At 50.6% G+C, this 13,284-nt stretch carries 8 protein-coding genes; 3 read left to right on the top strand and 5 right to left on the bottom strand.

The features are described from left to right. The first annotated feature begins 18 nt into the window (after positions 1–18). Together djlA and EZMO1_RS18820 are read left to right on the top strand one after the other, a co-directional pair. Positions 19–849, top strand: a complete 831-nt coding sequence (gene djlA, locus EZMO1_RS18825; protein WP_034876306.1) for a co-chaperone DjlA — start codon at positions 19–21, stop codon at positions 847–849. Between the two features lie 121 nt (positions 850–970). Continuing rightward, the gene (locus EZMO1_RS18820; protein ID WP_034876308.1) at positions 971–1,180 is read left to right on the top strand and encodes a hypothetical protein; all 210 of its coding nucleotides are present in this window, start codon (positions 971–973) and stop codon (positions 1,178–1,180) included. 26 nt (positions 1,181–1,206) lie between these two features. Here the strand turns inward: EZMO1_RS18820 and EZMO1_RS18815 are convergent, their stop codons facing one another. The 4 genes from EZMO1_RS18815 to EZMO1_RS18800 all read right to left on the bottom strand — a co-directional run bounded on the left by EZMO1_RS18815 (position 1,207) and on the right by EZMO1_RS18800 (position 7,027). Next, a complete protein-coding gene (locus tag EZMO1_RS18815) occupies positions 1,207–2,631 on the bottom strand; it encodes an aldehyde dehydrogenase family protein (RefSeq protein WP_034876310.1) in 1,425 nt (474 codons plus the stop codon). 293 nt (positions 2,632–2,924) lie between these two features. Further along, a complete protein-coding gene (locus EZMO1_RS18810) occupies positions 2,925–4,559 on the bottom strand; it encodes an IS1182 family transposase (protein WP_051790002.1) in 1,635 nt (544 codons plus the stop codon). 153 nt (positions 4,560–4,712) lie between these two features. Continuing rightward, positions 4,713–5,498 (bottom strand): SDR family oxidoreductase, encoded by a 786-nt coding sequence (locus EZMO1_RS18805; RefSeq protein ID WP_034876312.1) that lies wholly within the window; start codon positions 5,496–5,498, stop codon positions 4,713–4,715. Between the two features lie 149 nt (positions 5,499–5,647). Beyond that, positions 5,648–7,027, bottom strand: a complete 1,380-nt coding sequence (locus EZMO1_RS18800; protein WP_034876314.1) for an MATE family efflux transporter — start codon at positions 7,025–7,027, stop codon at positions 5,648–5,650. Positions 7,028–7,108: 81 nt separating this feature from the next. Between EZMO1_RS18800 and EZMO1_RS18795 the strand changes: the two genes are divergently transcribed. Continuing rightward, positions 7,109–7,417, top strand: coding sequence for a hypothetical protein (locus EZMO1_RS18795; protein WP_034876316.1), 309 nt, complete (start codon positions 7,109–7,111; stop codon positions 7,415–7,417). Between the two features lie 283 nt (positions 7,418–7,700). On the opposite strand, the gene EZMO1_RS18790 is transcribed toward EZMO1_RS18795, so the two are convergent. Then, positions 7,701–12,998 (bottom strand): hypothetical protein, encoded by a 5,298-nt coding sequence (locus EZMO1_RS18790; protein ID WP_145912664.1) that lies wholly within the window; start codon positions 12,996–12,998, stop codon positions 7,701–7,703. Positions 12,999–13,284: the final 286 nt, after the last annotated feature.

Below are 13,284 nucleotides of genomic sequence, written 5' to 3'. Positions count from 1 at the left end.
ACAGTAATAGTAAGTTAAATGACATCAACAGGAATAGTAATTGGCGCTTTTATCGGGTTCATTTCGGGTGGGCCTTTTGGTGCCCTTCTGGGTGCATTTATAGGCCATTGGATTCACAAGAATTTCATTAACCCACATCCATATCGACGACATACCGGTCATCGTGGATACAACCGCCAGCGGGCTCAATCGGCTTTCTTCCGGGCTTCTTTTCTAGTGATGGGGCGCATTGCCAAAGCCGATGGTCGTGTCAGTGAAGATGAAATTCAGATGGCATCTGCCATCATGCGGGAAATGCGGCTCTCCGAGGAGCAGCGTCGGGCGGCCATCGATCTGTTCAATCAGGGCAAACACCCCTCTACCGATATTTCCGAGGCGCTGGCCGAGTTTCGCCGTGTGGCAGGCTCCAGTACATTGATTCCCATGTTTCTGGAAATCCAGCTACAGGCTGCTTATGCCGACGGTGGCCTGACTCAGGCAGAACGTGCGGTTTTTCGCCATATCTGTGACCAGCTGGGTGTCAGTCAGCTGAGTTTTGAGTTGCTGCATAAACGCTTTCAGGCTCAACAGGCGTATTATCATCATGCCGGTCAACAACAGACGGGTGGTGGAAGCTGGGGTCATCCGGGCAGGGACGAACTCAAGCAGGCTTATGAAATTCTTGGGGTTGAACCCTCGGCCTCCGATGCGGATGTGAAGCGCGCTTACCGTAAGCTGATGAGCCAGCATCATCCGGACAAGCTGGTGGCAAAGGGGCTGCCAGAAGAAATGATGGAAGTCGCCAAGCAGAAAGCCCAGGAAATTCAGGGGGCTTACGATCATATCCGCAATAGCCGGAAAAACAATTAATTTGTACGATGATACAAATTAGGGAACTTTCTCACCGATACATGGACTAAAGCGCCACTGATGGTAAAACGTTTGCCATTCCTCTTTGTTCCCAACGTTATCCCTGATAAAGGTGGATACCATGTATCTGGTTAGAAAACGCTTTATGTACTGGCAGGTGCCAGCCGTTACCCGTGTGTGTCTGGAAAGAGACCCTTCTCAGGGCATTTACTGCTTTTACCCCGCAAGGTTGATCAAAATGGTCAAGAAGGTTGTGAATGTTCTGGTGTTGAAACACTATCCGCCGGTCGGCAAAACTCTACGTGACAGAAGCATTACCATCAGGGGTTAAAACCCCTGATGTTTCAGTAGTAGTTGCTAAGAAGCAGGCATAAAGAGCGATTTGATTTCGACAAACTCCTCCAGACCGGCTTCTCCCCACTCCCGACCATTACCCGAAGTCTTGTAACCGCCAAACGGTGATTCATAAGTAAAGCTGCCACCGTTCACGTGTACCATGCCGGTTCGCAGACGCAGGGCAATGGCTCTGGCATTGTCGTCTGAATCTGCCCATACTTCACCAGACAGTCCATAGGGTGAGTCGTTGGCAATGCTCACTGCTTCGTCGATATCCTGATAAGGAATAAGGCACAGCACCGGACCGAAAATTTCTTCACGGGCAATGGTCATCTGGTTGTCCACATCGGCAAAAACCGTTGGTTCAATGTAATAGCCAGCAGCAAAGCCTTCCGCTTTTTTACCGCCGGTCACCAGCCGGGCACCTTCATCAAGCCCTTTTTGAACGAAGCCCAGAATATCATCCAGTTGCTTCTGTGAGACAACCGGCCCCATGTAGGAGTCCGTTGATGTCGGGTTTCCAACGCTAATGGACTCTGCGGTTTGGCGGGCAATTTCAACGGCTTCTTCATACTGGCTATGATGCACCAGCATTCTTGATTTGGCGGTACAGGTCTGTCCGCAGTTAATCATGATGCTTTGGACGCCTTTTTCTACTGCCTGCTTTAACGGAGCGTCAGGAGTAATGATGCAGGCAGACTTGCCGCCCAGTTCCAGAGTGACCCGTTTTACGGTTTTGGCTGCCACTTCTGCTACCCGGGTGCCCGCCCAGGTGGATCCGGTAAACGACACCATATCAATATCAGGGTGAGCTGAAATGGCTTCTCCAACGACCGAGCCGGAGCCATTCACCAGATTGAAGACGCCCGGAGGGAAGCCCACTTCATCGAGAATTTCAGTAAACAGAATGGCGTTTAATGGCGTTTCAACACTGGGCTTGAGTACCATTGTGCAACCGGCTGCCAGAGCCGGAGCTACCTTGCCAATAATCTGATGCAATGGATAGTTCCATGGCGTGATGAAACCACAGACGCCAATAGGCTCTCTGACAATGTGTGTGTTGCCTTTAATGTCCACCTTGTCCATCAGGTTGCACATTTCTGCATACATTCCCGTCGCCATGGTAGGGCCACCTGCCTGAATCTTATTGGCAAGGTGTTCCGGCATACCCTGTTCCGAGGAAATCAGAGCGCCCATGTCTTCGAGTCTTTCGCCCATTTTTCTGGCCAGCTTGCCGAGCAGTTCGGCTCGTTCGCTACTGGGCATTGCTGACCATTGTTCAAAGGCAGAGCGGGCAGCCGCGACGGCCTGGTCAACATCGCTGGCATCGCCTTTGGCAATACGGGTAATGACTTCTTCTGTGGCGGGGTTAATCACCTTAATGGCATTGGGCTGACTGGCCGTGACCCATTCACCATTGATGTAAAAGTTATTGGCGTTTTTCATGACATTGAGCCTGCTGGGATCGGTAAGCTCACTGATTAGAGCAGTATGGCTGCAGGTCGTCGTGATGCAGTTGGGGGTAGACAACCTTTTAAAGAGGTTGTAGCAAACGATTTTTGCATACCGGTAGAAAGACCAAAGAGAGTAGTTAGTGTGTTGTCTATATTGAGTCTCTATTTTACTGTCAGGGGCTGATATTAATGGGCTCTTTCCGGGCTAATTTTCTGGTTTTATTATGTTTATCGCTTCCAACGTAAAACCCCCTTACTTTGAGAGGGTGTCTTAAAAGCCAAAATTTAAACCCAGTGAAGCACTTTTCTCTGCAAAGAATGACGCTTCACTGGATCTCTTTCCCAGCTGCCCCATTTTCTGTCAAATGGCCGATACCGCTCAAAGTACAGCCAGAGAATCCTGTTGTACCTGAAAATAGCGTGAAAACTGGCTTTTACAGCCCGGCTCAGGTTATAGGCCAGCAGGTGTAAGCCAAACTCCAGTTTAACTTTCTCCAACCCCTTGCGACGAAAACGGTTTAACCCCTGTATATCCCGTAAATAGGCAAAGACAGGCTCAACCATCGCCTTTCTTTTGCTGAAAGACTTTTTAGCTTTCGGGTGCTGCATAACCTGCCTCAGTGCATCCTTGGCATCATCCATCGCATAGCGTTTTATGCGGCGCCCTTTCTTATTGGTCGTACACTGATCTTTGAGAGGACAACCTTCACACGGTCCATTGCCATATATCTTTTGCTCTTTTGTGCGAATGCTTCCCTTTATCTGCCCGATGAGAACCAGCTCTTTTCCTGCAGGGCAACGATAAACGTCATTAGTCTCATCATAATAAAAATGTCCCTTCTGGAACTTTTTGGATTCTTTGGGCTTGCCTGGCTCTTTACCCTCAGGGCATAGCAGGCTGATGTCGCGTTCCAGACTGGTTGAAATGACTTCATCATTGAAGTAACCAGCATCCAGAAGCATTTCATCTACTGGTTTGCCCGTGATCTGCATTGACTGATCAAGCATTGGACTTACGACAGTTGTTTCATTGGTGGGATCAACAGCCTGAGCCAGTACCACCCGCTTGTTATTGGCTAACACGGATGGTTTGTAACCCGTTGTATAACCTCGCCCCCGTTTCATCTTTTGAACAACGGCTTCAGGCTCTGTAGGGCTAACGACAGCACTTCCTGATTTACCATTCTTTTTTCGCTTCTCGTTGCGTTCAATAACTGCTTCGAGAGTACTGCTGGCCATCTCCAGTTTCTTTTTGTTTTCAGGACAGTCTGGATGGTTGTCAGCTTGCTTTTGTGCTGTTTCATGAGCCTGTTGTGCAGCCTCCTGCTTCATCAGGTTGTAGCTTGAGCAGGCGGCTTCTATGACCGTTCCATCACCAGCCAGGCAGCTACCATCAGAGTTCGTCTTTTTGAGGACGGCTCGTGTCAGGCTTTCAAAAAATGCACCGCCCATGGACTTGCTATGCATATTGATGAAGCGACCAATAATGGCGTGGTCTGGAAAAATCCCACCGGTAACCCACATACAGCCAAGATCAACACGGGCTAGTCGCTCCAGAGTTCTCAGCGAGGTAATGCCCTGCATAATGCCATAGAGAATCAAACCCATCATGTTACGGGGTGAATAAGGAGGGCGACCTTCTGAGGCATACCTTTGCTCAAAATCAGACCAGTCTTGCTCATCAAGAAGGGATGCAACAGTAAAAGGTGTTTTCTGACCAGTTAGCTCAAGGTGTTCTTTCAAGTTAGAGTTGCCAAGGGTGATGGCGTTGGGGTTCGGAGCAACAAAACGTCGTTTGTCTGTTTTGTTGCCTGATCCTTTGGGCTTATCGTGTTTTTTGTGATCCGGACTACTGGCTGCACCTGAAAAAATATCGAGCTGTGGAGCTGTATTAATCTTGATTTGCGGTCTTGTTGTCATACTGAAGCCGGTAAAGCTACTTTATATCCAGATTACCGGCTTGTAGTGGGTTTTGCGACACCCTCTTGAGTGAGGGGATGGAAGTTGGGAGTGCGTAGAGCACTCCGCCCTGTGTGTGCTACTATATTCTGGTCTTGGATTTTCTTAGGACTATCAAAGGCTCTTCATACGACCGCCGTCTACCGCCAGACTGCTACCGGTAATGTAACTGGCAGCGTCAGACAACAGGAACGTAGCTGCTTTGGCAAATTCCTCCGTAGAGCCGTAACGTCCCATGGGAATGTCTGTTTCAATACGGGCACGAACCTGATCCCGGGAAGTGCCGCTTCGGCCAGCAATATACTGGTTAAGCGCATCCATGCGGTCGGTCTGGATACTGCAGGGAATCAGGTTGTTAATCCGGATATTATCTTCAGCCAGCTGATCTGCCAGACTCTTTGCCAGACCAGCAACACCAGATCGCATAACGGTGCTCAGAGTCAGATAATCAACAGGCTCTTTAATGGTGGACGAGGTCAGTGTAAGAATACTGCCACCGTTCACCTTCAGGGCGGGCAGAGTTTCCCGGATCAGGCGTACCGCGCTCATCAGAGTAAGATCGAAGGCATTCTGCCAGGCTTTGTCGTCCAGTTCATCAAACGAACCGGGTGTTGGCCCGCCTGCATTGATGACCACGCCATCGATATGACCGAAGTCGTTTAATGTTGACTGAACCCAGTGGTGAATACTTTCCTGTTTGCGGGCATCAAACACATACCCACGGATTTCTGTACTGGTTTCACTGCTTATGGCCGATGCAGCCTGTGCTATTTTGTCAGGTGTACGACTGGCGATTGATACTTTTGCCCCTTCAGCTGCCAGCTGATGAGCAATACCGAGACCCAGGCCAGAACTGGCTCCGGCCACCATGAAGACTTTATTTTTTATGTTTAGATTCATAGTACTCCTCCATCCGGACTATCGATTCTAACGTCAAATGTCTTCTAAATCAGCAGTGTACTGACGAATTTGGAACAGCAGGCTATGAGTTTTAGTTGGAGCCTCATGGGAATTATGAAACTCCCTGCCATGGACAGGGAGTGGCTTTATCAAGTAATAGAGCTTTGTGACTCAACCGTGCGCATTTTCCAGATCAGACGAATCAGCATAAAACCGGCTGATAGCGTTAGGCCTGTCACAATACCCACCCAGAAACCCCGAACCCCCAGAGCCGGTACAACAAGATCCGTCATCGCCGTTGTGTATCCCAGTGGCAGGGCAATGCCCCAGTAGGCGACACAGGCAAGCAGCATAGGCGTACGAGTGTCTTTATAACCCCGAAGTGCGCCATTGGCAGCCGCCTGAATGGCATCACTGAACTGGTAGATTGCTGTGAATACCAGAAGCGCAGCAGCCATTTGTGCAATTTCAGGGTCTCTGGTGTAAAGGCTGATGATCTGCTCGGGAAACAGTAACAGCGCGCTGGAAGAAATCATGGCAATAATGCCTGCCAGCAGGATGCCCGTGATGGAGCGCAACCGGGCTTCAGCCATTTTGGTCTGCCCCAGTGCGTGCCCGACGCGAATGGTAATACCAAACGACAGGCTCATGGGAATCATGTACGTCATACTGGAAAAGTTCAGGGCGATCTGGGCAGACGCAATGTTACTGGCTCCCAGCTTACCGATCAGCAGGGCAATAACAGCAAAAATACTGCCGGTCACAAAGACATTGATACCAATGGGCAGCCCCAGCCTGAACAGCTCGGACATACGTCTGAAGTCAGGTAACATGCGCTTGGGTCGCATGAAAATTTTGTAGCGATGACGGGTGTTGATGTAGAAGATCATCATCAGAGACATCAGCCAGTAAACAATACCGGTGGCCCAGCCACAGCCCACAGCGCCCAATTCGGGTAAACCCAGCTTGCCGTAGATCAGAAGATAGTTGACCGGGATATTGATCAGCAGACCCAGCAGTGACATCACCATTGGAGCGCGGGTGTCGCCCATGCCTTCCAGAAAACTGTTGATGGTATAGAACAGGGCGATTCCCGGTACACCCATTGCCAGAGCGTGAAGATAGCCTACGCCAATGGGTACCACGTCCGGATCAACATTCATAAAGGTCAGAATATTTTCACTTTGGGTCAGGTAGGCGATCAGAACCATTGCAGAAAGCAGGGCAATCCAGAGCGCCTGACCAAAGTCTACAGAGATGCCAGTCTGGTTATCAGCGCCCCTGTGGTGGGCGATAACAGGCGTTAGCATCATCAGAATACCGCGCAGAAGCAAACTGGCCGGTAGCCACAGGCTGGTACCTACCGCAATGGCAGCCAGATCGCGTGCACTGGCCTGTCCGGCCATACTGGTATCAACAAATCCCATGGCATTGGTGGCCAGCTGGGTAATAATAATGGGCAGGGACAGACGCAGCAGTGCTCTGGATTCATTAAGAAAACGAGGGAATGAAAAACTGTTGGAGTGCATTAATCAAAGTCATCACACCTATACTCTTTGCCGGGGGGTGAAAGCAGAATAGCGTGATGGGCATGAGTAGAGTGCGGCCTTATGTGGGGCACACTCATTCTACCAGACTGTCCCATCGAAGTGGCTATACGTATTCCCAGAAATACGCTTGCTCCCAATAAGCACCGGAACAGAGAGCTACCTGTTTATAGAATCTTCCCGCTAACCGTTGGTGAAACCATGGCAATACAAAAGCCTCGAAGTGTCTGGGGGCAAATGGTCTACCTTGCAGCCTCCAGGAAAGGTGCAGAGCTGATGGTAGTCATTTGTAATGCTGACCCATCATCGGCAATTGCTGATTATTTGCAGAGATGGCAAAACGAAACCATGTTTCAGGTGTTGAAGGGATGAGGCTTCAATATGGAAGACACACACGTTCAGGACAGAGACAAGCTGTCAAAGCTTCTGGCGGTTGTGGCGCTATCATTCTGCTGGAGCTACAAGACAGGTGAATATGTCAATGAAGAGCGTCCCATCAAGACCAAGAGTCATGGGAGAAAAGCACAAACTCTTTTCCGAGCTGGACTGGATCACCTTCAACGAATCCTTGATCATTTTGAAACATGGTTTGATGAGTTTGTCAGGATGTTGTCGCTTTTCTTTGAGCCTCGCTGGAGTGAGGCTTCACGCCCCATCAACGCTGAACAGGAGGGCTGGAGTCTGCCTGTTCACCAGCCAGCAGGTGTTTTATGGCGATCGCATAGAGCCTGTCGATGCTTCCGTCCCAATGCTCCGGGGGCGTCTGAAGATAATGATCAGACAGCCTTTGCATTTCCGGATGCAGCTGCTCAGCGAGCTGAATGTCCTTATAACCCTTTAAAATCATGTAAACAGAGAGTATGTCCGTGATTTTCGGGCGTTCACCCGAGAGAATTTCCCGGGCTTTTTCCTGCAACTCTTCTCGTTTCAGCACTCGCCTCGGGTTGGTAGCCGTTTGACAGAACCCCTCACAGATAACCTTCGCATCGACCGTTGCCAGCAGCTTCTGCTTTACTGGCAGGCTCAATAACATGAAGTACTTTATTTTTGCTTCAGCGCGCAGGTAAGGGTTCTTCAACAGAAAGCGTTCAATATCGCTGGCCGTAAAGGATGATAAATCGCAAAACAGGGTGTCCAGAAGCTCTTCATTCGTTTTCGACTGGCTAAACTTGTCCTGGTCATCGAACCTGTCACGATTCAGGCTGTAAGAACAATAGAGCGAATGGTGGCTGTCTGGTGTCAGCTCGGGATGTTCCAGAAGAATGCGCTGCAGGAAGGCGACATTGTGTGGCAATTTCAGAATGCGCTGAAGTTTTTCTGGAAAATCCGGTGCAAAGGCACCCGTAAAAATGCACATGGCTTCCCGGTTGGCTTCAGACACCTTCAGGTCATCAGGTAATAGCCCCAACAGGGTTTCTTTCTCTTCTGTCATGCTCCTGGGGTCGTTGGCTAAAAGACAGGATTCTCTGATTTCGAACCTGAACCGGAAGCTTTCCAGCATCTCATTGATGATCTCGTCAATACTCTCTTTGGCCTGAATATTTCTGAAAAAGGCCACAGTTAAATCATTATTGTCTGCCGATACGGGCAGACAGTTGGTCAACCTGGGCAATAAGTGGTCAGCCACTTCAGGGAAGCGGGAACCCTGCACTTTTCTAAGCTCAGACAAAAGAGCAATCACGGCTTGCGGCTCAGCCATTACGTCCTGAAGCCGGCTGGTAAGGTCGTCCAGTATTTTCTGCTCTTTTTCAGCCCGTTGTTCTTTTTCACGTTGCAGTTTCAGTTGATGTTCCTCCTGAGCCGTAGACACCTTTTTATGGGAAGGCGCTGTTTTCTGCACTCTGGCAGGCATCAGGGTGATGGTTTTGGGGGGCTCAACGGCGTCTCTCAGTGTTTGTGCGGCGGTTAATAAAACGTCACTGTCGGCTTTTGCGATGGTTCCGGAATGCTCTTCCAGTGTGTCTGCCAGTTGTTTCCAGGTCTCTGCCGGCTCGGCCAGCTTTAGTTCCTGCGGCAGGTTGCCCGTATAACGGTTCAGCTTCTGGGCAAACAGTAGCAGGCCGTCGGTGCCGGTTGTTGTCTGTGGAAGCGTACCGTTCTCCTTCAGCTGAACCAGTCGTAAAGCCGGTATGGGGGAGTCTGAATCCAGGGCTTCGAGGATTTTTGTTAAACCCGCCGTTTTATCCGTCTGTTCACCGGAAGCGTCAGCGATCCCAAGATGCTCAACCACACCCTGGTAAAACAGCCGCTCACTGGATGGCACAACCATGGGGGAAAACAGGTAACGGCAGGCGCGTTTTCTCAGCAGCGGTGGCTCGGCCTGACCACTCTCCTCCAGTATCCAGTCAATCAAACGACACTGGGCATCGGTATTGGCATCCGCAGCCGCCAGTTCGAGCTGTCTGGCTATCTGGCTATCTGCCTGAACATCAATCTCACCCGCCTGAGAACCCATGCCGTGCTTCCATGCCAGCATGGCCATACCGTAGTCACATTTGCCACTCCTGAAACAGTCATAAGCGAGCCTGAAATCCCCCATCTTCAGGCTTTTGAAACCAAAAGCCACAAAGTAGCTGTCATCGCATTCCTTGCTACTGTCCCTGCAGCCCTGTGTCGAGGTTGACCCCAGATCCTTACTCAGTCTGGTCGAGGCCTTCAGCTTATCGTGGTAATGTTTCAGCTCATTAGTGGTGGTGGCCGAGAGGGCATAAAGCACATCTTTACAGGCTGAGTCTTTGGCAAACAGCTCGGCACTTTGCCGAACATCGTCAGCGGAAATAATGCCTGCCTCCAGGCCAATGGACAGCAGGTCCACTCTGTAGTTCCGGAAGATTTTCGTGTTAGCTGCGGCGCTTAAAATATGGGTTCTGCACTCTTTGCCCAGAACATAGTCCGAGAACAGTGTTGCCTGAGCTTTTTCACTGTGCCTTACTTTTTCGGGGAGTTCCTGAAGAGCCCTGATTTCCTCATCGCTGAGTGCCTTGCGTCTCAGATGCCCGGCATAGCCCAGAAAGCAGTCCGGTTCCCTGGTGCTGGACACCATACTCTTCAACTGTTCAGAGAAGGGTTCTGACGCCATGTTCAACTGATCATACAGGCCTCTTTCCTGACGACCCAGACAGGGCCGCAATACCTCTGCTAACTGTTTGGGGTTTTCAGCCCCTGCACGGGTTTTCATATCTTCCAGTAGCAATTCAAGCGCTTCCCGGTCGTTTCTGTCGGGGTGCTTATACAGTATTTCATGCAGGGACTGGACGTGCTCACAGGACGATTTATGAAGGCGATTCTCCAGGCTGGTCACGTCGTCTGTCAGTCTTTTTGCCAGCTGCAATAAACACTCAAGCGCCTCTTCATGCCTTTCTGGAGGAAGGGTCTCTATCGTTTCAAGGGCGAGGGCCGTAATGACAGGCGTATTGAATAGCCCCTTTGCCAGCAGTTGTTGCAGAAGCTCAAGTCGTTCTTCGGCAGACTCTGCCGCCAGCAGTGGTGCTTCAAGGTGGTGTTCCAGTACATAGCTGTTCCATTTTTTTTCCGGCAGTCGCCTCTGCTGAATGGCCTGTCGTGAGTCAGCGGCTGTTATGTCTTTACGGGTAGCCTCAGGGAAGGCCACCTGACTCCATTGGTTCCTGAGTGCTTCCAGCCGTTCGGAGCTGCCCCGAGTCAATGCGAGTTGCTCTGTCTTTGCCTCGATCAGCTGTCTGGACTGATTCAGCAAAGAGGCTGACAGTGCCTTAACCTGTTTCTGCGATTCGACCATCCGCTGACTCAGATCCAGAGTTTGTTCGCCGGTCAGATGTTTGCCCGAATCACCCAAAAAGTACCCGCAGGTTTTAAACCATTTCTGATGAACCGCAGGATTGGGGTCACTGGCGATTGTGTGGTGCAGTTCGAGCAGGGTCTGGTATTTCACAGACGCTACGGTCGTATTGTTTGAACAGGTTTCAAGGGTGGTTAAATCCCAGTAGTGGACGGGTAAGCCTTTTTGAAAAATGTAATAATCATCAGGCACCTTATCGGCTGCATCGTACAGCATCCACCTTTGTCCTTTGGCCTTCTCGTACCTGGCGAACATTTTTTTTGCGTCTTCAGGCTTGCCCTGACGCATGAGGAATTTGGCATAATCTTCTTTCAGGTCGTCATAAATACCCGTTGTATCGGGTGTTATGCTCTGGTAACCATGAGCCAGCTGTGAGGCAAGCCGGAAGTACTTCTCACTGTCCGGAGTGAGATCATTATGGTGCCTTATCAGTCCGAAATAGAGTGCTTTCTGATACGTTTTCTGCTGCCAGTCGTCAGGCAGGTCGGTCACATCATTAATCAGACTGAATAATGTTGTCTTCAGAGCCTGGTACGACCATTTTCCAGAACGCGTTTCCAGTGCCAGTAAACGACAACACGTTCTGACAGGGTCCATTGCCATGGCAATATCGAGCAGACGCTCATCGACTTCACCGGTTTGCAGTAACTGATCCAGATAAATAAACACCATTATCTGTGGGTCTTCAGAAAAACGGCATTGTTGCAGTAAGTCTCTGGCCTGCTTTGGTAGCCCGGACGTTGCATCAGGCTGTGCGTATTTATCCAGTTTTTCGGCCTGCCCTGCCAGACTGGCAAGACGGGCTTCAGGGCAGCACTGGCTGATGGCGATGTCTTTGTAGTTCTGACACGCTTTTATCTTGTTCGCCGTGGTTAACCAGTTTGAAGGTGTTGTTTTTAATGCTTTTCGCGGGAACTGGCAGGCGATTGACAGCGTATGAGCAAGATCAGGGCAGTATTGGGTCAGTGCCTTATGTTTCTTTGTGGTGGTTGCCAGAAGGTTTTCGACCTTAAAAGAGTTTTTAGCCTGTATAAAATGCCCGGTTAACAAACTTATGGCGGCCGGGAAACCTTGTTCGACCAGTGTATTCAGGCTGGCTTCTGCCTGTTTCGCCAGAGCTGGCTCATTTTTTTTAAGCTGGGCCTTTGCTTGCCAGTAACGCAGGCAAGGGTGACTTTCAGGGGCAGCGTTCAGCGGGATCGCTGCTTCCAGTGCGCGGTCAATGTCTACGGTACCAAACAGAGGCTCCAGGTACAGGGCAACAGCCAGTGCCTGAATGGCGGGGTCGCTGTCTTCAGCCAGCTCTCTGGCCAGGGTTTCACGATCTTGTGCCGTTGGGCTGGCTGCGAGCTTTACCAGTTTATGAATAACGGCATCATGATGTCCCATTATCCGGGGCTGCGGTGGTTCACCCTGTTTAGTCGCCATGGCTTTGATATAACGCAGCGCTTCTTCGGGAAGATAAAGGTCAGGCGCCTGGCTTTCCTGACCAAACAGCAATTGCAGCACCAGATGCTGTCTGGCGGTCTGGCTGCCTGCGTCCGCCGCCCTGCGGAAACAGTACAGCTCCAGTTCCTTCGACGGCCTCAGGGTGTCAGAGCCGGTGGCGGCATTGGCTGCGATATCCAGATGCCAGTGAATAAAGGTTTCCGGATCGGTAGCGGGCAACTGGTCGATGACATCCTTCCTGCCGAGATTCAGGCTGAACAGAACGTAGAGCGAATCAAGAAACTGCAGGATCTCTGGAGTATTAAGATGCTGATTGACTCCGGCAAACCTCCTGAGCTTTTCGTACAGCAGCGTGCCTTCGGCGTACTTTTCCAGCCTGAGTTGCTCAACCAGCTGGCCCAGTTTCATGGTAAAGGACACTTTTAAAGCGTCCGGAATGCCTGCCATCTCCGGCAGTGGAGGCAGATCACAGAAAATGGGCAGCGCTGGCGTCACCTGCAACAGACTGACAGACTCATCCAGAGTCTGAACCGTGTACGCAGGAAGCGGCCTGTTACGGTGATCCTGTGGCCAGGGAGGAGACGGCATATAACGAACCGGTAACGGCTCATCAGACGCTTTTTCAGGGCTAACTGCGCGTACTTCGGGTGCAGTAAGCTGCGGCGATATAGGAGCGGGGCTAATCATTTCTGGTGTCCATACCTTGTTTTCCTTTTAATGACTTTAAGACCGTGGGCGGGGGGAGTAGTTCCTTACAGGCTTACGGGGAGCGCGGATGACTGCCTTAGAATGCTCTGCTCACTGCGTCACCTGCTCACTGCGTCACCTGCTCACTGCGCCATCTGTCCATAGACAACACCCTGCCACCTTGGAAGCTGTTCATGATCTTTTGAGGAAAGCGAAAATGGTGAGAAATTGTTGCTGTTTTTTGATCTCATGAGGCGCGTAGTGGTGCTACGCAACGAATGAGATC

The sequence above is a fragment of the Endozoicomonas montiporae CL-33 genome, from assembly GCF_001583435.1.
Lineage (GTDB): Bacteria > Pseudomonadota > Gammaproteobacteria > Pseudomonadales > Endozoicomonadaceae > Endozoicomonas_A > Endozoicomonas_A montiporae.
The sequence above is the reverse complement of the archived record's forward strand: the minus strand, read 5'-3'. Positions and strand labels throughout refer to the sequence as shown.